This window comes from Scytonema sp. PRP1, from assembly GCF_036697665.2.
GTDB classification, from domain to species: Bacteria; Cyanobacteriota; Cyanobacteriia; order Cyanobacteriales; family Nostocaceae; genus Kalymmatonema; species Kalymmatonema gypsitolerans.
Map to the genome: position 1 here is coordinate 101,456 of NZ_JBAHYJ020000089.1, position 17,241 is coordinate 118,696.

Annotated in this window: 19 protein-coding genes and 2 pseudogenes; 11 read left to right on the forward strand and 10 right to left on the reverse strand. The window is 41.8% G+C overall.

Annotated features, from left to right (window positions below):
• Positions 1-106: 106 nt before the first annotated feature.
• The 3 genes from V5G28_RS23870 to V5G28_RS23880 all read left to right on the forward strand — a co-directional run bounded on the left by V5G28_RS23870 (position 107) and on the right by V5G28_RS23880 (position 930).
• Positions 107-454 carry an antibiotic biosynthesis monooxygenase gene (locus tag V5G28_RS23870; protein ID WP_332989689.1) on the forward strand — a complete coding sequence of 116 codons (348 nt, stop codon included), beginning with the start codon at positions 107-109 and terminating at the stop codon, positions 452-454.
• 69 nt (positions 455-523) lie between these two features.
• Complete coding sequence (locus tag V5G28_RS23875) at positions 524-646, forward strand: hypothetical protein (RefSeq protein WP_332989691.1); 123 nt, start codon at positions 524-526, stop codon at positions 644-646.
• Positions 647-744: 98 nt separating this feature from the next.
• The gene (locus tag V5G28_RS23880) at positions 745-930 is read left to right on the forward strand and encodes a hypothetical protein (protein ID WP_332989693.1); all 186 of its coding nucleotides are present in this window, start codon (positions 745-747) and stop codon (positions 928-930) included.
• Positions 931-1,139: 209 nt separating this feature from the next.
• Here the strand turns inward: V5G28_RS23880 and V5G28_RS23885 are convergent, their stop codons facing one another.
• Positions 1,140-1,286, reverse strand: a complete 147-nt coding sequence (locus V5G28_RS23885) for a hypothetical protein (protein ID WP_332989883.1) — start codon at positions 1,284-1,286, stop codon at positions 1,140-1,142.
• Positions 1,287-1,420: 134 nt separating this feature from the next.
• Complete coding sequence (locus V5G28_RS23890) at positions 1,421-1,801, reverse strand: TetR/AcrR family transcriptional regulator (protein WP_332989695.1); 381 nt, start codon at positions 1,799-1,801, stop codon at positions 1,421-1,423.
• Positions 1,802-1,882: 81 nt separating this feature from the next.
• On the opposite strand from V5G28_RS23890, the gene V5G28_RS23895 reads away from it, so the two are divergent.
• From V5G28_RS23895 to V5G28_RS23920, 6 genes and pseudogenes are all read left to right on the forward strand, one after another.
• Positions 1,883-2,248, forward strand: a complete 366-nt coding sequence (locus V5G28_RS23895; RefSeq protein ID WP_332989697.1) for a (2Fe-2S) ferredoxin domain-containing protein — start codon at positions 1,883-1,885, stop codon at positions 2,246-2,248.
• Positions 2,249-2,276: 28 nt separating this feature from the next.
• Positions 2,277-2,447, forward strand: coding sequence for a hypothetical protein (locus tag V5G28_RS23900; protein WP_332989700.1), 171 nt, complete (start codon positions 2,277-2,279; stop codon positions 2,445-2,447).
• Between the two features lie 29 nt (positions 2,448-2,476).
• Positions 2,477-3,082 (forward strand): annotated as a pseudogene (locus V5G28_RS23905) (class I SAM-dependent methyltransferase); the annotation flags it as partial.
• A gap of 342 nt (positions 3,083-3,424) precedes the next feature.
• A pseudogene (locus tag V5G28_RS23910) lies at positions 3,425-3,523 on the forward strand (ATP-binding cassette domain-containing protein); the annotation flags it as partial.
• Positions 3,524-3,751: 228 nt separating this feature from the next.
• On the forward strand, positions 3,752-3,895 hold the full coding sequence (locus V5G28_RS23915) for a hypothetical protein (RefSeq protein ID WP_198940920.1): 144 nt from the start codon (positions 3,752-3,754) through the stop codon (positions 3,893-3,895).
• Between the two features lie 644 nt (positions 3,896-4,539).
• A complete protein-coding gene (locus V5G28_RS23920; protein WP_332989703.1) occupies positions 4,540-5,235 on the forward strand; it encodes an acyltransferase in 696 nt (231 codons plus the stop codon).
• Here the strand turns inward: V5G28_RS23920 and V5G28_RS23925 are convergent.
• Positions 5,232-5,378, reverse strand: a complete 147-nt coding sequence (locus tag V5G28_RS23925; protein WP_332989705.1) for a hypothetical protein — start codon at positions 5,376-5,378, stop codon at positions 5,232-5,234. The genes V5G28_RS23920 and V5G28_RS23925 overlap by 4 nt on opposite strands.
• 301 nt (positions 5,379-5,679) lie before the next feature.
• Between V5G28_RS23925 and V5G28_RS23930 the strand changes: the two genes are divergently transcribed.
• Positions 5,680-6,657, forward strand: a complete 978-nt coding sequence (locus tag V5G28_RS23930; RefSeq protein ID WP_332989707.1) for a class I SAM-dependent methyltransferase — start codon at positions 5,680-5,682, stop codon at positions 6,655-6,657.
• A gap of 661 nt (positions 6,658-7,318) precedes the next feature.
• Here the strand turns inward: V5G28_RS23930 and V5G28_RS23935 are convergent.
• The 6 genes from V5G28_RS23935 to V5G28_RS23960 form a co-directional block, all read right to left on the reverse strand.
• Positions 7,319-8,158: an SWIM zinc finger family protein gene (locus tag V5G28_RS23935; RefSeq protein WP_332989709.1), complete on the reverse strand. Its 840-nt coding sequence runs from the start codon at positions 8,156-8,158 to the stop codon at positions 7,319-7,321.
• A 3-nt stretch (positions 8,159-8,161) separates the two neighbouring features.
• Entirely contained in the window at positions 8,162-11,377 is a 3,216-nt protein-coding gene (locus V5G28_RS23940) for a DEAD/DEAH box helicase (protein WP_332989711.1), read from the reverse strand.
• A gap of 203 nt (positions 11,378-11,580) precedes the next feature.
• Positions 11,581-11,796, reverse strand: a complete 216-nt coding sequence (locus V5G28_RS23945) for a gamma-glutamyltransferase (RefSeq protein ID WP_332989713.1) — start codon at positions 11,794-11,796, stop codon at positions 11,581-11,583.
• Positions 11,727-11,915: a hypothetical protein gene (locus V5G28_RS23950; RefSeq protein ID WP_332989715.1), complete on the reverse strand. Its 189-nt coding sequence runs from the start codon at positions 11,913-11,915 to the stop codon at positions 11,727-11,729. The genes V5G28_RS23945 and V5G28_RS23950 overlap by 70 nt, the downstream gene beginning before the upstream one ends.
• A gap of 51 nt (positions 11,916-11,966) precedes the next feature.
• Positions 11,967-14,702 carry a tetratricopeptide repeat protein gene (locus V5G28_RS23955; RefSeq protein ID WP_332989885.1) on the reverse strand — a complete coding sequence of 912 codons (2,736 nt, stop codon included), beginning with the start codon at positions 14,700-14,702 and terminating at the stop codon, positions 11,967-11,969.
• Positions 14,703-14,750: 48 nt separating this feature from the next.
• Positions 14,751-15,086 (reverse strand): hypothetical protein, encoded by a 336-nt coding sequence (locus V5G28_RS23960; protein ID WP_332989717.1) that lies wholly within the window; start codon positions 15,084-15,086, stop codon positions 14,751-14,753.
• Between the two features lie 546 nt (positions 15,087-15,632).
• Here V5G28_RS23960 and V5G28_RS23965 point away from each other — a divergent pair.
• Complete coding sequence (locus tag V5G28_RS23965; protein WP_332989719.1) at positions 15,633-15,905, forward strand: hypothetical protein; 273 nt, start codon at positions 15,633-15,635, stop codon at positions 15,903-15,905.
• Positions 15,906-15,969: 64 nt separating this feature from the next.
• On the opposite strand, the gene rfaE2 is transcribed toward V5G28_RS23965, so the two are convergent.
• Entirely contained in the window at positions 15,970-17,103 is a 1,134-nt protein-coding gene (gene rfaE2 / locus V5G28_RS23970; RefSeq protein ID WP_332989721.1) for a D-glycero-beta-D-manno-heptose 1-phosphate adenylyltransferase, read from the reverse strand.
• Between the last annotated feature and the right edge of the window lie 138 nt (positions 17,104-17,241).

The following is a 17,241-nucleotide window of genomic DNA, read 5'->3' on the forward strand; positions in this document are numbered from 1 at the left end:
CTGGTTTATGCCTTTGGGAAGGAGAACTGACAAAAATGAAACATCTTTCCCTTAGATAATAAGGAACATCTGAACTTTTTCAGTAACTTTATCCAAGGAGAAAAAAATGTCAGATTTTCATGACTTTTTAAAACATCAATTTGCCTATGTTGCGATCGGAGAATTTAAACCAGGCAAGTTTGAAGAAGCCAAAAGACTTTACGAAAAAGCTGTCTCAACTTATACCCAAGGCTTCAAAAAAGCATACCTACTGCAAGAACCGGGAACTGACAAAGGGATTGCGGTCATTTTTTGGGAAAACGTGGAAGATATGGAAGCTAATCATAGCGAGGCTTACGATAATATCTTGAAACAGATGATGCCCTTGTTTGTCAAGGCTCCAACGACTTATTTACATGAGGTTGTTTGTGAAATTGAGCCAGCAGTAACTCAAAATTCTAATCTCGACGAATAAGAGAATAATGGCGGTTGCCAAGAAGGGATATCATATCAGGCACAGTGGAAACACGAACACACTTGTAACGTGGTTCAATCTTTCTTTGTGCTATCTGCTAGCGCTGGCACCGCCGCTTACTACTTAGGCACGGCTGGCTTGGACTCAGTTGCTAATTCTTCAACAGTCGGCAGAGAAGCATCTTCCGGCTGACATAGGCTTACCACTTGTGGTTTAGCCCTCTTCTGTCACTTTGCGAGTATTCTGAGTAAAAGGATTAAAAGAAAAAACTCTGGAAGGTAAGCAGGGCAATGGATGTAGAATTACAAATCCTGAAACATTTGGCAAGAGACGCCCTTTCGCCACTGTTAACTCCTATGCTGCTACATAACCTGCGCTGCTTAAATGGTTGCCATCAACTTTGCCTGACTACCAAGTTATACTTAGAGCTTTTCGCCATTGGCTTCCACTCCCCTCACAAAAATGCTCAGGCTTAAATCTGATCTACAACCTGAAGTCTCCACTTTCCGAACAGAAATATTTTTTAGTTGCTAGCATTAAATACTATAGCGCTTTTGAAATCACTACGATAGTCGTTCATTAATTTAGTTAGATAGATAGATAGATAGATAGATAGCCTTGAGTTTTGACTTCAATACAATTGCTCACCTAAGCTCTCAAAATTGTCAAAAGTTTTGGTAAATAATTACTCATGCTCGTTCTGTTTTTCCACCAGGTACGACAATAAAAGATTTGTAATTTCTTGCTCAAGCTGCCCATCGCTCAGCAATTCGGGACATTCAATGACTGCTGCATGGGTTAAAGATTCAACAGTGCGCCCTAAAATGAACACTGTCAAATCGAGATTTTGTGGTTTAACTTGATCTCGCCATTCTCTAAATAAGCCCGAAGCAAAGCGTTAATTTGTTCTTCTGCGTTGCCGACTTGCTTGAGCCGACCAATTCGAGGACTTCTTCGTCCAGCACTTTATGGAGTTTTGGATTGACTGCGTGAGCTGCGATCGCCCCTTGGGCGGGCACTTCGTGCCATCGCCGCTTTTACTAATTCAGGCAAAGCAACTTCTACCGGAGCATCGAACAAATCTTTTAGTTTCGATTCGACTAAGTCAATCATCTCATTGACATGATGCTCGACAAGTGAAGCGACCAATGCTTCTTTGTTGGGGAAGTACTGATACAACGATCCAATGCTCACTCCAGCTAGCTCTGCAATCCGATTTGTACTCGCTTTATCGTAGCCCTCCTCGGTCAGAATGCGAGCAGTTGCAGTCAGAATGGCATCAACTGTCACTTTAGAACGGTCTTGCTGCGGTAATTTACGGGGTATGGTGGGAATTTTGCGAGGCATCGGAATCACCAGATGAAATGCGAGTTGCTAAAAGTGAGTTATCACTCGTATCATATGAGTGATGGCTCACATTATACCAGTATGAATTCACCCAAATATCGCCTGTTTGTCTGCACAAAACAACGTGATGCCAATGATTCAGAGGGCTGCTGTCATAACTGTGGAGCGCTGGAAATTTATCAAGCCTTCGAGGAGGAGATTTCACAGCGACAGCTAGAAAATCAGGTGGAAATTCGTCGCTCTGGTTGTCTCGACCATTGTGAAGCTGGAGCTGTTGCTATGATTTCTCAACCTAAGCTTCATGAAGTGTCGTGGTTACCTACTAAAATTCAGAAAAAAATTGCCTCTAATAAACATTATTACGGTCGCCTCAAACGTGCGGATATTGCTGAACTAGTCGAGAGTCATTTTGTCAATGGACAGCCACTGAAACGGTGTCAGATTTAGAATACAGTGAAAACGGCAGGAGCTATCAGTGTCAGGAAGAGACGTGAAAAAGATGAACTACTACGACAGCATTGCACAAATGTACGACCAAACGCGCTGGCTAACAGAGCCAGTGGCAGAGGAAGTGGCAGACTTTATCCTTGAACTTGTTGCTGCAACACCTGAGACGTCTTTGAACCAGGTGTTGGTACGGGCTTAAATGTTCTTCCCTTCGTAAGGCGTGGTTATTCAGTGACAGGAATTGATATTTCTCAAGAAATGCTCGCTCAGTTCCGTCAGAAATTCAATGGAACTCCCCCAAATTTGAATTTGATTCATGCTGATGCTTCACATTTGCCTTTTCCAGACAATAGTTTCGACGTTATACTGACTGTTCATATGCTTCATGCCGTTTCTGATTGGAGAGCATTTTTAGATAATATTAATCGTGTACTTAAACCGGGAGGTTTTTATCTCAACTGTCAATGGATTACGCCAGCAGCCCGCAAACAATTTGAAGATTATTTTCGAGTGATTATGTCTAAGTATGAAGGCACTAAGCAAGAATCGAAGCGTATAGTAATCCAAGAAATAAATGTGGAGGAATATTTCCACACTAGAGGAGTCAAGTCAAATTATTTTGTTCCCAGTGAATGGACAGTTAAAAACACAGTCAGGGAGTTACTAGGTTTTTTTAGATCACGAGCATACGGCTTATGTTGGCAAGTACCACATGAGACGTTTCACAAGATCATGAATGAACTTGAGGAGTTTTGTATTAAGCATTACGGCTCTCTAGAAAAAGTCCTCTCTTCTAAAGCTAAGTTTGAAATATGGGCTTACAGAGCAGTCTAAAGCTGCTGCAATAGATACAAATAACCTCACATCAAAGGAAACTCACACAAGACAAAAGTATGGGATAGGGAAAATCTCTCTGCGTAGTTTCCTACCTCCTAAATCGAACTGAAGCGGAGGATAATTTGAATACAACAGTTTGGTCTGGGTGAGAGATAATTGCGAAGTTACGACGACGCTCCACCTCTTGTGTGATTGCGCTGAGCGAAGCGCCCTTATGGGCGATTGGGCAAAGCCCACTGCCGTAGGCGATTGCGCGGAGCGCAGTGCCCTAAAGGGCAATCGCATCCTTTTATTCTCTTTGCATAAGCCTAAAATCTTGATACTAATTGCTCTATTGCTCTTTCGGCTCTCAGTGGTGGTGAAAAACCTCGTCTGGCATGAGCAAAAATACTTCTTCGTTCCGCCAACTTACTCATTTTAGATGAGCCAACGAATCACAAAGGCAGTTTGTTGAGATTTTAAACTATAAATTCAGCTAAATTTTTATAAAGATTTGGTAAAGTATTCGTAAAAATTCTATTAAATACCTCCGAAGCCAGTGCTATTTTAATTTGTCCTACATTACACTTAAACCGAGTACTTAAAATTGTCTAAAGACAGTTGCAAAGTAGAGAGTTTGTGCATACAGTAGTGCAACTCTGAATTAGAGCCTCAGAAGTTATTCCTATGATCAGACCAGGTTTTATTCCATCAACCCTCCAGGCTCACATCCACCAAACACTGTTAAAAGGTTCTCTTTTCCTGGGATATAATCCCGTTGTTCAAAGAGTCTCTGCTGTACGAATTCCTGGTGGTTTGACTCCACCCTAAGTTGAAAAATTTGAATTGCTCTCGTGGTAGATATCAGAGGCATGGGCTTAATGCTGTCCAGCCTTGCGAGAGATAAGCTAAATCCAGTTAGTGTTTTTGTTTTTTAGCTAACAAGATTCAGAAGCTTTCTGAAACCCTAATTTTATAGTAGACGTTGTTACCTGAGTTTTTAAAATAGCTACAAAAGCTTGGCAACACTGCTATGTCAGTATCTGCGACTCTAGCCTGTTCTCCTAAATATAGAAGAACTTAAGCCAAGGCTTTGTCGAGATGGTGTTAGGTGAAATCTATTTGCTTTGAATTACTGGCTTTTTAAGGAATTAACCTTTGATTAAATACTCCGATAAGTCTTTTTTTGCTTAGCAAGAATTACTTCTTAAAAGTACATTTTAGTACTTATGCCAGAGTTTTAAGCTGTGGAAACGGAGTATTAGCTTAATCTCCTCCATTTTGAAGCCAGGTTAGTCATTGCTCTGCTGAGTTACACCGCTCTTTCAGTAAGAACTGTAAGTTTTAACTGAATAAACCAGCCTTTTTTGGTCTTGTTCCGGTACGGAACTTTCTCAGATAGTAGACCTCAGCAACGGTTGTTGACAAATTTTTTAAGGCTTAATTTACTGCATTATTATCTAAAGGAAATACTCATGACTACCGAATATTCTTTTTCAAGTGGGATACGTTTACAAGAGATTTTACTAACTACTTGCTTAAGAGACATTTCAATAATTGATTTAGGACCAAAGCTGCGAAATCTGGTATATCGTAGTATCTTTTCAGGGATAGGTAGCTCAGTTTATATTCAAGAGGGGGTTGAATTTACCGGGACTTCTTCTATTGAAATTGGAAACGGGGTGCGTATTTTCAAAGGTGTTCGTATAGATGCACGAGGACACAAAAATAATAAAATTTATTTGGACAATGGAGTTACCATTGAGCGTAACGTTAATATCCGGTGTTTGGAGAACACTTACATACACATCGAACAAGATACTTTCATCGGTCCTGATGTTTGTATTGCTGGACCTGGAGACATCAAAATTGGCAAGCGATGTCTTATTGCAGCAAACTCTGGAATATATGCAAATAATTATAATTTTTCAAATCCCATAGAGCCAATTAAATCCCAAGGTATTTCTCGCAAGGGAATTGTGATTGAGGATGATTGTTGGCTGGGTCATGGAGTGACGATATTAAATGGAGTAACTATTGGTGAAGGTAGTGTCATTAGTACAGGAGCGGTTGTGACCAAAGATGTTCCTCCCTACTCCGTCGTTGTCGGTGTACCTGCACGAGTTATCGAAAGCCGAACTAGCAAGCAACGGGCGAACACTAAAGGTTAATGCTGCTGCATAATCTTTCCTAAGTACGTGGGCTGAATTAAATATAAAATCACTGTAGGATGGGGTCTTCCTTTGAGTACAGCATCCAATTGGCGGGGTTGGTACCCTGCGGCTTCGGCTAACTCACCCGAAGTTATCTTCAATTTGTTTTCGCCTACCTGACTTGAAAAAGCAGGGAGCAGAGGAGAGAAGAAAATTTTCGGGGTTGCATAATTGAAGTATGAATTCGAGCGATTGCCTTAGGCACTGCGTTCCGCGCAATGCTATGCAGTGCCCAAAGCGTGCATCAAGTCATAACCGCAAGAACCGCAAAAAGTATGGTAAAAAAATCACATTTATGTTGATTATATCGTCAGTTTATAGATTTTTATGAACGGCAAGGATACTTAGAAGAAATCATCAGCAACGCCAATCATTGTTTATACCTGAGGGGGTAAGTGCATCATGTCTAAATGTCCTATTTGCGAAAGTGACACTGATAAAATATTAAATGTAAAAGAAATGGTTCAAGGAACGCGAGAGATATTCCGTTATGGATTATGCTCTGAGTGTCACACCTTGTTTTTACTCCCAGAAGATATTCCTGACAATCTAGCTAAGTACTACGAAGATTATGATGCTCTTTCTTCAGCCAATACCTTAAACATCAAAGAATGGAAGAAAAAAATAAAAAATCTTTTTATATATCCTTACTATAGATACCTAATGCTTAATAATAATTTGATAAGCAAAGCTATATATAGTATTGTGGAACAAAGATTAAGTCTTGGATTAAGAGCATTGATTAGTGTTATACCAAGCTTAGATGCTCAGATTCTTGATATTGGTAGTGGTAGTGGCTCTTTAGTACAAACTTTGGTTGAGTTTGGATTTAGAAATACTATAGGATGTGATCCTTTTATTGACGCTGATATTGTATTTAATAATGGAGCTAAAATATTGAAGAAGGATTTACCGAGCATGACTGGTAAATTCGATTTAATTACATTAAACCACTCATTTGAGCATTTTCCGAATCCTTTTGAAGCGGCAGCCAAAATAGATGAACTACTTAAGGTGGGAGGTATATGTATTTTAAGATTTCCGAATTTTGATTCAATAGAATTTAGGAAATTTCAGGAAAACTGGTGGGGAATTCATGCCCCTCGTCATTTTTTCATATACTCCCGCAAAAGCCTAGAAATTATATTTAACAAGACGAATCTTTCAATATACAATTCTTATTGTGACTCTCAGTGGTTTAACTATGTCCATAGCTACGAATATTCTTTAGATATTGACCATCGTTCACCTATCTCAGCGACAAATGGAGGAGGTCTATGGATTAATGAAGATATAAACTACTGGAGTAAAAAAGCAAAAAGAGCTAATGAAAAATTAGTTGGAGACTGGATTGTATATTATCTCCGAAAAGATAGATGATATCAAGTCCGGTTAAATACTTATCATGACCCTAAGAACCCCACCCCGGTAAAGCTGCGCTTCACCTCCCCTCCCCGCTTGCGGTGAGTCCAGCGCTGCAGGCGGGTTTCCCGCCGTAGGCGACTGGCGTTCGCGTAGCGTCTCCGTTCGGCCTCAAGCCGTGCCCGAAGGGCTCAGGAGATACCCGAAGGGGGAGGGGATTAAGGGGAGCCAGCGCTGCAGGAGGGTTTCCCGACCTAGGCGACTGGCGTGTGGGGTGCAGTTAACGTGGTAATCATAACTAATTAGCCGGACATAATATGATATCAAGTCCAGCAAATTACCCATAATAAAACTTATATGTAGTAAGGACAAGAGTCCTTATTTTCAAAGGAAGAGGACTAAAGTCGTCACTACAAACTTAGTAAGGTTATTTAATCGGACATGATATGAATAATGTTTTGAAAACTCGCCTTAGTAAGGGAAGAGGTGGCGAAGCCGGGGAGGGGTAATGTGGAAATTATCAGCAATTTCCTCGGCATGATGTAACAGACGTAACGCTACAAACTTGTGTGGTTCCGTCTAAGGCTGAGTTGAGTCATCAGAACCAACTAAGCTAGCAATGGCTTGTACGAGTTGTTCTGGCTCGACTGGTTTGGCGCTTACAATAAATATTACCAGTTCAGATCAAATTCTGATTCTTTGTTTTCACTCGCTGATATAATTCCTCCATTGCTTCAATAAAAGAATTATCCTTTTGCCAAAAAGCTGGGAAATCACCCTGTTTCTTAATCAAAATTGCTGAGACTGCACTTGAAGTTCCAACTTCAATTGTTTGAGGTAATCGCTTTGTCCCTAACCAAAATTCCCTTGCACTTAGCTTTTGGTCAATTTGCTGTTTAGAAAGCTTCGTATAAAAAGAAGTTGAAGCTTCTATCTCAATTTCTTTGGCATCGAGTTCCTGAGAAAGTGCTTTACCCAAAGGGGATTCAGCTAGTTTTGCCTGAAGTTCTGCTTTCGATAATCCCCGCAGTTCAAATAGCAAAAATGGATTCTGATCGAGTTGGGAAGCAACTAAATAGTAAACTCCAGCAATATGTTTGCAGGGATTGGCATAATCTGGGCAAGAACATGAAGTTTTGAAGTCTTTTCTGTTATTAGGTAATAGGTGTAATCCTAATTCAGAAAAAGAGTCTTCAATATTTTCTGGAACTTCATTAAGCAACAGTCGAGAAACGACACTCGCTTTGGAAGAAAGTTGTTGAATAATTTCCTTCCAACGTGTTTTAGCAATGGGTGTAATTTCTATTGAAATGTTGTATGTTGGTTCTTTGTAAACTCCAAAGTAGGGATTAACTGACCCTTTTACCATAGCCGTGATGTGATTTTGCTCAATTTCAAAGCTCAACACTTTTCCACCACGAGCATAGGAACGTCCGCGTTGTAATCTGGCTTCATCGGTAAAAGCTTCTAGTGCTTTAATGAAGCGATCGCCCCACCAAGTTCGACTAAATTTAGCCATATATCACTCCAAAATCGCGCTTTTGTTTAACGCGATCAGTTCCTTAAAAGCTTCATTATCGAGTTCTGTTAACCAAGACTCATCAGCACCAACAACAGCAGCAGAGAGTTTTTTCTTATCTTCAATCATCTGGTCAATTCTCTCTTCTAAAGTGCCAATGGCAACAAATTTATGGACAAAAACATTCTTCTTTTGACCAATACGAAAAGCGCGGTCAGTTGCTTGATTTTCTACTGCTGGATTCCACCAACGGTCAAAGTGGAAAACATGGTTAGCTTTCGTAAGGGTAATACCAACACCACCTGCTTTAAGCGAAAGTATAAAAACAGACGATTCTGTTTCTGGATCTTGGAATTCCGCAATCATTTTCTCGCGCCTTTGGCGGCTGGTACCTCCATGTAAGTAATAAGTGTTGCAGTGCAAAGTATGTTTGAGATATTTCTCTAGACTTTCGCAAATTTCAGTAAATTGACTAAAAATAAGCAGGCTTTCTCCTTCTGATAAAGCTTCCTCTACCATCTCTGCTATCCGGCTCAATTTATGCGATCGCTCAGGTAAAAATTCGCTACCATCTTGTAAAAATTGTGCTGGATGGTTGCAAATCTGCTTCAATTTCATCAGCGTTGAGAGGATTAATCCTTTGCGTTGAATCCCCTCTGCTGTTTGCAGTTTTTCCTCAACATCCTTCACAACAACTTCGTAGAGTGATGCCTGTTCTTTCGTTAAATTTGTGTAGAGTTTTTGTTCAATTTTATCTGGTAAATCATTGATGATAGATTGGTCAGTCTTGACGCGCCGTAAAATCAACGGTTCAACTAACTTTTTGAGAGTCGTTGATTTTCTTTTGTCATTCTCTTTTTGAATTGGAATTTCAAAGGACTTGCGAAACTGCGCTTCTTTCCCCAAGTAACCGGGATTGAGAAAGTTAAAAATTGACCACAAATCTAGCAAGCGGTTTTCTACAGGAGTTCCAGTTAAGGCAAGTTTGTGTTTTGCTGAGAGTTTCAAAATTGCTTTGGTCTGTGCAGCTTTGGGATTTTTAATATTTTGCGCTTCATCCAGTACCACTCGGTGCCACTTGACACTACTGAGTATTTTTTCATCTTTGCGAGCTAAGGTAAAGGAACTAATGACCACATCATGCTGTAGACTCGCTGCTTTAAAGTCTGCCTGTTGCTGAATACGGTTACTACCGTGATGCACCATCGTTTTAAGATGAGGTGCAAATTTGAGGATTTCTTTCTGCCAGTTCCCCACAACTGAAGTCGGGGCGATTAATAGTGTAGGCATTACGGAGGATGTTACTCCCCCATCTCCCTGATCTCTCTCCTGCACCAGTCTAGCAATAACCTGCACCGACTTGCCCAAGCCCATATCGTCTGCCAGACAGCCATTCAATCCCAATCTTTCCAAGTATTGCAACCATGAGACGCCCCGCTTTTGATACTCACGCAGATTTCCTTGCAACTGTAGCAATTCAGAAATGGGTTCTAGGCGGCTTTTGTCTTGCAACTTTGCCATTGTCTCGGACAAGAATTCGTCATATTCAAATTCCCACTCGTCGCCCGCTTCAGCAGTACGTTGCAGGAACTCTAGCATGGTCATTTCCGATTTTTCATCAGCGTGTGACTGCCAAAATTCCAGGAACTGTTGCATTTTATCTCGGTCTAATTCCATCCACTGACCGCGAAAATGCACTAAGGGAGTCTTAGCGTTGATAAGTTGTTGCCATTCTTGTGGAGTTACGACTTGATCACCAATTGCCAATTCATACTGATACTCCACCAGTGAGTCAAGGCTGAAATAGCTTTTTGTCTTGCTTTTCGTTGCAGATAGTTTACTACCAGATGCTTTGAGGCGAATTTTTGCCCGACGGCGACCTGCGGGTGTATACCAAGCAGGTACAATGACCTTGAAACCAGCATCTTCCAGCACCCAAGCACTTTCTTTCAGGAAGTCAAAAGCTTCTTCTAAAGTGAGTTGGAGTCCGCTAGGGTGTTCTGTTTCCAATCCCTGCCATAGCTGAGGATACATCCGTGCTGCGTAGCCCAAATTAAGCAGCAAATGCGTTTCAAAGTCCTTGCCAAACTGCTTGTGTACCCCTGTTTTGGTTTTTTGACTCATTGTCCAGTAGTCACCCAGCCCTAGTTTCAGCGAGGGGTCTTGTTTGCTGGCTACGAGGAATTGAATCTGCCAGTTGTCTATTGTCTCTGGGGGAGGAGAGTGCAACTGAAAGCAGAGATGAAAGGGAGAGTCACTTTGGGTACGAGTAATTTTGGTTTTCCATGTCAACCATTGCTTGTATTCTTCTAAAGCAGCATCCGTTGTCTGTGGATTGTAACTGTTTGGATGTAAGCAATGCTGAATGAGGGAATCATCAATTTGTTTGTCAAAAGCAGCTGTTGAGGGTGTGTGAGTGACTATATCATCAAGGAGAGACTCACTAAAGTGACGTAAAAGCTTTTCTCTATCAAAGAACTCCACCGAATGACTAGGTGCTACCGAACCTGCCACACAAATCAGCGGCATATATTCGATATATTTTTTCAGGTTAGATTCATATTGTTCAGAAATAATTTCCCAAGTGGCGTAGATTTCATATGGTGGTGTTTGGGCAGCTTTTGTCTTGCCTTTTTTATTAGTCTTAATAACGGTAGCTTCTAATTCACGGTATTTTAGTGCAGGAATATATTGGTCTTTGAGAATGACTTGTTTAAAGGCTTGAGTGTAGTGATACCAAAACAAGAGGTCTGAGCCAAGTTGAATTTCGCCTGAACTGTATAATGCTAAAAAGTGGATTTCGTTGAGGAGTTTGATAACATTGATGGCTTTCGAGGTTCGATAAGAATCAGTTTTTACAGATGTCACAGCCTCATAACAATCTACCTGCCAATATTGAAACCCTTCATATTCTTCAGGAATTTCAATTTCCAGATACTTAATTAATTCTGGTGAAGGAAGGGGCTGATTATTAGCTGTTGGTAGGGCGAAGTATTTGGGAGATATGCGATCGCTTAAGATAGCTGCTGCTTCTTTGATGCCTAACTCTTGAGCTAAAAAGGCTACCAAATCATCTTGTGCCAGATGTCCAGGGTGAATTTGTTGATTTTTGTGCCGCTGTCTTTTGAGTTGAGGGGTTTCTACCCATAGATAAAAAGACCCTGGCTGAATAAAGTCAACTGCCGCGTTGGGTATCCATGTACCATGAATTACTTTCATGAGTCCACGTCTTGAATTGTCTAGAAGTTCTAGAGGCTCTAGATTACTTTACCAAAAGTAGGTTACAACCTGCGCATATTTCTCATTCCACTTCAGGCGATCGCCCGATTTATAAGAGAACTCCAAAAAATAAATTATCCAACTGGTGCATTCAAGACGACTTTTTCCCCCAAGTCTATCAAGTCTGTCCTTGTCCTGCTTGTCTAAGAGGATGTTTGGAAAGTGTCATCCAAAGGGGCTTGGGGATTCATGCCATAATCCACCAAATTAACCACGACTTGCAGATGTCCCTGAGGTTGCATAGCTCCACCCATCACACCAAATGCTTTAATCGGTTGATGGTCTTGAGTCAAAAAGCCAGGAATAATTGGGCGATCGCCATTGCCACAGCAGCATCCACCGCGTTTCCCCCAGCCCATAACATCTCCATCCCAGCCATAGCAGCCAACGGTTGACTTGTTGCCACAGCACCGCGAGTCCCCATAATCGCTCGTCGGGTACTTGGGTAGGGGTAGTCGGTGAGGTTTCGTAATAGCAAGGGCAATTTGGTAGTTGTCGCTATTTTTTAACGTAAGCTACTGCAAAACCATCAACGCCGCAGTAATTGAGATTTTACCACGCGCCATAACATCAACGACACAATGAAAACTAGGGCAAAGGGGAAAGCGAAAAACCCAGCCAGAAAGCATAAACCCAACTGTAATTTACCACGTTGAGCAAATTTAGCAATTGACTTCTGCCACTTAGGTATAGCCCAAGCCTCGATAGGAAGTTCTAGTTCTTGTTGAATCTGGGTGGCTTGAAAAGCAGCTGCATAACCTTCCTTAATTCTGCCTGTTAAATTATAAAGCTGGGCAAGATTTTGAAGTGACTTGGCTTCACCATTGTGATCGCCTATCTCGCGTTGAATCGTTAATAATTGCTGATAACAATCAATTGCTTGTTGGTATTCTCTCAAGGAAGTGTAAGTACCACCCAAACCAGTTAGAGAATTGGCTCGAAAATCGAGACTATCAGTTTCTCCTAAAACTATTAATGCTTGCTGATAGTAATCAATCGCCTGTTGGTATTGTCCCAAGGAACCGTAAGCATGTCCTAGATTGCATAGTGAGCCACCTTCACCTCTGCGATCGCCTATCTCTCGTTTAATAGCTAGCGACTGCTGATAGAAATCAATCGCAATTTGGTATTGTCCCAAGGAACGGTAAGCATTGCCCAAATTATTCAGAGAATCAGCTCCACCATTGCGATCGCCTATATCTCGTTTAATAGCTAGCGACTGCTGATGATAATCAATTGCAATTTGGTATTGTCCCAAGGAACGGTAAGCATTGCCCAAATTATTCAGAGAATCAGCTCCACCTCTGTGATCGCCTATATCTTGATAAATAGCAAGTGACTGCTGATGGTAATTAATTGCTTGTTGATATTGTCCCAACGAATCGTAAGCATTGCCCAAATTATTCAGAGAATCAGCTTCACCATTGCGAGCGCCTATATCTCGTTTAATAGCTAGCGACTGCTGATGGTAATTAATTGCTTGTTGATATTGTCCCAACAAATCGTAAGCATTGCCCAAATTATTCAGAGAATCAGCTTCACCATTGCGATTGCCTATATCTCGTTTAATAGCTAGCGACTGCTGATGGTAATTAATTGCAATTTGATATTGTCCCAACGAATCGTAAGCATTGCCCAAATTATTCAGAGAATCAGCTTCACCTTTGCGATTGCCTATCTCAAGAAAAATCACAAGTGACTGCTGATGGTAATCAATCGCAATTTGGTATTGTGCCAAGGAATTGTGAGTATTGCCCAAATTATTCAGAGAAGCAGCTTCACCATTGCGATCACCTATCTCAAGAAAAATCACAAGTGACTGCTGATGGTAATCAATCGCAATTTGGTATTGTCCCAAGGAATTGTGAGTATTGCCCAAATTAAGCAGAGAAGCAGCTTCACCATTGCGATCACCTATCTCAAGAAAAATACCCAGTGACTGCTGATGGTAATCAATCGCAATTTGGTATTGTCCCAAGGAACGGTAAGCATTGCCCAAAGATGTGAGAACATATGCAAATTCACTATTTTCATCTTGATTACTGGGTTGCCATTCCTTTTCCAGTCGGCTAGATAGTTCAATAATGGTGGTGTAATATCCTCGCAAATTCAAAAAATCGCTGTAGTAACTAATAATGTTATTGGCTTGAATATACTGCTTAAGTTCACAGTGGTGATAAAAAATTTCTAGTTCTGCTGTGAAATCTTCTATTGTCCACCCATATTCTTGAGCGATAGATTGATAGTAGGTAATTGCTCTTTCATGTACTTCAGTTAAATCACCCGCTTGCTGTTTCAGATAAGCCAGAATTAACGGCTGAAACTCAAATACCCAAGCGCTTTCTAGTTTGTTTTCTTGCAAAAGCGAACGTTTAACCAATCCCCGCAAATCCGCTTGCGTCACCTCTTGTTCTGGTAAAAGTGCAGCTGCGGCTGTGGCGTTAAAAGCGGGGCGATATACGCTTAAATTAAATAATAGTTGTTGTAACTTTGGCGTTAACCGGGCAATACTCGCATCAAGAATTTTACCAATACTCGCTTCTGAGTCGTATCGATGTAACCCCAAAATCTCAAAGATATTTTGTCTCAAAGCGCTGATATCAACCACATCCCCCTCATCAGCGTGCAACACTCCAGCCACCAGCTTGATTAATAAAGGATGTCCATCCGCTTGCTTGACAAATTTTCTGATTTCTGCTTCAGCACCTTGAATATCTAAGTCTTCTAGCAGTGCTACCCCAGCTTCGGTTGAAAGTCCTTTCAATGGCAACCAACGGCAGTAATTCAGGGTATTGGGCGGTAGTTGAGGTTGTTCGCGGCTAGTGACTAAAATTACACTTTCAGTGTGGCTACTCAACCACCGCAGCAAGAAGTCATAGTAAGTTTTATCATGCCATTCTCCGTTTGCCTCTAGCAGAGTTTCTAAATTATCCAACACCAGCAAATAGCGCCCTGTTCGCAAATTATTACAAACCGCAGTTAATAAATCTGCTTCTTTTTCAGGTGTTGCTTTGCCTAACTTTTCCAATAACCAGCGTCCCCAAACCGCAAAGGGGTAATTTTGGCTAAAAGTTGCCCAAACTTGCTTTGAAAAGCTTTGTGCAGTTGCAAAGACTTTGGCAACCAGGGAAGATTTGCCATAACCACCAGTCCCGGTAATGCCAATTAAACGCACGTTATCCGCTTGCAACCATTCTTGCATTTGGGCAAGTTCATCTATGCGCCCGTGCCAATTCTGGGTTTCAGGGGGTAATTCGTTGATAATAGAACTAACGGGATTTCTCTTTGTCCGTTCCCCTCCGGACGACTCTAGTCAAGGTTGATGGTAATGATTGTTGATGGTATTGTTACCCGTGTAACTTGTGCCACCTTGATTAGTTACGTCATTTTTGCTTTGGTTGCCAGTATTGTTTTGCCCATCAATATTCATCACCATCCGGCTGTTATCTTGAATTTTACCCGCTTTGATTTCTTGAGCTAAAGTGCTTACCTCTGCGGCAAAATCAGGGTTATCCTTCATTTCATCTTCTAAATAAACCGCCAGTTTATTCAAATGGTCTTTTGAGCCTTTTTCTATTTCCTGCAAGGCTTTTTCGGCTCTAGGGTTCCCGCGTAACTTATCCCAAATCTTCTGGCGCAGTTCGTCCATCTTGGTAAGCGCTGTTTGGGTAAAGCTTGCCGCTTACCGACACTGGACTCGAAAAACTTTTTGAAGGCAAATTCAGATGGCAAAAGCTGTTAAGGTTGTTAGGGGTCAGTCATACCTGTAAATCCCTCAGATGCGGGTCGATTTTCATATAGTTTTACATATTTTTATACGAACAACGTTCCGACATTGCGCATTATTGCTGATAAATTTTTAGCCTGATGACTAAAGTCCGCGGCTACCGAGAACGAAGTCCACCCTTAGAGAGATGAATTATCCTGGCTTTTCTCATGAGCCATTTGCCAACAGTAGCAATAGCGACTTATATCAAGTTGGCTAATTAGTTATGATTCCCACGTTAACTGCACCCCACCCGCGCCGCAAGCGGGGGAGGGGACGTGAATCGTAGCTTTACGGGGGCTAGGGGTCCCTTCTGGGGTTGGGGGACTGGGGGTCCCCTTTGGGGATAAGGGGAAGGGGGTTCTTCAGGAATGATAAGTAATCAACCGAACCTGATATAACATCTCCATAAGGGCGATCGCCTCTCGCATGAGTGGTGTACAGCCAACAAGCATTAATATTCTTGGTGAAAAGCGCATTGGGAAATCATCGTTACTGTATCACTTTTTCCAGACATGGGAGCAGCGAGTCAGCGATCCTAGCCGCTATGTGGTGATTTACCTCTCGCTTCAGAATGTGCAGTGTCATCGCGAGACGGATTTTTATCAGGCGATCGCACGACAATTACTAAATTTCCCGCGTGTGGCGACAAACCCAGCTTTAAGTAACTCTTTGCGAGTAACACCTTACAAAAGAATTTGATTTGTGAGATGAACGCAAACGAGCGCGCGTCTCGCAGCGCCAGAGGCGATCGCCGTCGCCCTACTTAATTTTTACCTTGCAAAATCCGCTTAATGATCTTAGTTGTTGAACGATTTTCTACAAACGGCAAAAATTCAATGACACCGCCGTATTCTTCTACCACAGGTGTTTCTGGCAGAGTTTCTTTGGTGTAGTCACCACCTTTGACGTAGATATCGGGGCAAAGCTTGCGAATGAGGTTGCTGGGGCTATCTTCCTCAAAAGCAATGAGATAGTCAACACAATCAAGTGCGGCGAGAACCTGAATGCGGTCTTCCAAAGTGTTTATCGGGCGAGTTGGTCCTTTAAGACGGCGAATGCTGTCGTCGGAGTTAACACCAATAATGAGAATATCGCCTAATGCCTTGGCGCGTTGGAGATAGGAAACGTGTCCTGCGTGGAGTATATCAAAACAGCCATTCGTGAAGACAATTTTACGTCCTGCAATGCTATGGGAGTTGACAAGGGCGAGGAGTTCGTCGGAGTCGGATATATGTTTGTTGGAAAAGAGAAATGGGGAGTGGACAGATGAGAGAGCTTTTTGTGCTTTTACTTCTGTGCTCTTTTCATGAATAATCTTTTCATAAATAATAAGAACATGGGGAAAGCTGTGCTGAAGTTGTGCTAACGTATCCTTGAGCCTTTGTGTCACGATTCCATAACCATAATCGCAGACAATAACAGCCTGACACTGCGCGAAACAGTTCTTAAGTTGATTGATCAGAGCTTGTTCTGTGCAGGAGTCGATCGCATCAGTGCTGCCAGAATCAGTTCTCACCAACAATTGCGACCCTACCATGACCCTTTGCCTGCTGAGTGTTTGCCTAACTGTGTGAGTTAGCAAATAGCTTGTTGTTATTCCGCTTTCTTCTAGGGTTTGGCGCAGTAAGTGACCTTCCCAGTCTTCACCAATAACTGAGAAGAATATAACCTGACAGCCAAGACTTTTGAGATAAAAAGCGGTATCTGCGGCACCACCTGGAATTTGTTTGCGGTCATGGACTGTCACAATTGGCATAGGTGATTCAAAGCGGCTTTTGCTTTCCCCTTGCAAATAACAATCCAAGATTGCGTCGCCAACAACGATAACTTGAGGATGAGCCATGCCTTTTGCAAGAAAAGCGCTCCACACTTCACTCATTTTTAAATCTGGTTTCATCGGCTTACTCCATCCCAGTGTGATGATCCGTTATTCTCAGATACTTTATTTGCATCTGGACAAATGCTGCAAGTCTGCGGTGTATTCAAAACCAAAGTTGTAGAGACATACTATGGTAGGTCTCTACATGAATAGGTA

What these genes read in the sequence shown, in the direction of transcription:
- V5G28_RS23965 (WP_332989719.1), top strand. Translation starts at nt 15,633, where the DNA reads ATGAGTGGTGTACAGCCAACAAGCATTAATATTCTTGGTGAAAAGCGC.
- V5G28_RS23915 (WP_198940920.1), top strand. Translation starts at nt 3,752, where the DNA reads ATGATCAGACCAGGTTTTATTCCATCAACCCTCCAGGCTCACATCCAC.
- V5G28_RS23880 (WP_332989693.1), top strand. Translation starts at nt 745, where the DNA reads ATGGATGTAGAATTACAAATCCTGAAACATTTGGCAAGAGACGCCCTT.
- V5G28_RS23890 (WP_332989695.1), bottom strand. Translation starts at nt 1,801, where the DNA reads ATGCCTCGCAAAATTCCCACCATACCCCGTAAATTACCGCAGCAAGAC.
- V5G28_RS23935 (WP_332989709.1), bottom strand. Translation starts at nt 8,158, where the DNA reads ATGGCTAAATTTAGTCGAACTTGGTGGGGCGATCGCTTCATTAAAGCA.
- rfaE2 (WP_332989721.1), bottom strand. Translation starts at nt 17,103, where the DNA reads ATGAAACCAGATTTAAAAATGAGTGAAGTGTGGAGCGCTTTTCTTGCA.
- V5G28_RS23960 (WP_332989717.1), bottom strand. Translation starts at nt 15,086, where the DNA reads ATGGACGAACTGCGCCAGAAGATTTGGGATAAGTTACGCGGGAACCCT.
- V5G28_RS23870 (WP_332989689.1), top strand. Translation starts at nt 107, where the DNA reads ATGTCAGATTTTCATGACTTTTTAAAACATCAATTTGCCTATGTTGCG.
- V5G28_RS23920 (WP_332989703.1), top strand. Translation starts at nt 4,540, where the DNA reads ATGACTACCGAATATTCTTTTTCAAGTGGGATACGTTTACAAGAGATT.
- V5G28_RS23895 (WP_332989697.1), top strand. Translation starts at nt 1,883, where the DNA reads ATGAATTCACCCAAATATCGCCTGTTTGTCTGCACAAAACAACGTGAT.
- V5G28_RS23945 (WP_332989713.1), bottom strand. Translation starts at nt 11,796, where the DNA reads ATGGGCTGGGGGAAACGCGGTGGATGCTGCTGTGGCAATGGCGATCGC.
- V5G28_RS23940 (WP_332989711.1), bottom strand. Translation starts at nt 11,377, where the DNA reads ATGAAAGTAATTCATGGTACATGGATACCCAACGCGGCAGTTGACTTT.
- V5G28_RS23930 (WP_332989707.1), top strand. Translation starts at nt 5,680, where the DNA reads ATGTCTAAATGTCCTATTTGCGAAAGTGACACTGATAAAATATTAAAT.